This window comes from Olavius algarvensis spirochete endosymbiont (assembly GCA_900608495.1).
In the GTDB taxonomy this organism is placed as follows: domain Bacteria; phylum Spirochaetota; class Spirochaetia; order DSM-2461; family DSM-2461; genus UBA2779.
Genome location: UWYT01000135.1, coordinates 1 through 329, shown reverse-complemented (window position 1 = coordinate 329; position 329 = coordinate 1). Strand labels below are relative to the sequence as shown.

The following is a 329-nucleotide window of genomic DNA, read 5'->3' as shown; positions in this document are numbered from 1 at the left end:
GGCAGTGGCGATGCGGATTTTGCGGATGGCACCGGCACAGCGGCGCAGTTTAACTTCCCCCGCGGAGTGGGTGTGGACTCATCCGGCAATGTCTATGTGGCAGATAAAAAGAACAACCGCATCCGTAAGATAGAGTACAAAGTGCCCTAAGCAGCGGCACCGGGTCTATGGATAGCGCAGCGGTACAGAAGCACAGTTTAACGGCCCGTCGCCGTGGCTGTGGACTCATCCGGCAATATCTATGTGGCAGATACACATACAACAACCGCATCCGGAAGATAGAGTACAAGGTGCCCTAAGCAGCGGTACTGGGTCATATGGATAGGCAC

At 55.0% G+C, this 329-nt stretch carries 2 protein-coding genes; both read left to right on the top strand.

Going from position 1 to position 329, the window contains the following annotated elements:
- Positions 1 to 150: SBBP repeat-containing protein (locus S1OALGB6SA_RS10785; protein WP_195910277.1), on the top strand; the 150-nt coding region annotated here is incomplete at its 5' end.
- Between the two features lie 17 nt (positions 151 to 167).
- Positions 168 to 299 carry a hypothetical protein gene (locus tag S1OALGB6SA_RS11030; protein ID WP_306766979.1) on the top strand — a complete coding sequence of 44 codons (132 nt, stop codon included), beginning with the start codon at positions 168 to 170 and terminating at the stop codon, positions 297 to 299.
- Positions 300 to 329: the final 30 nt, after the last annotated feature.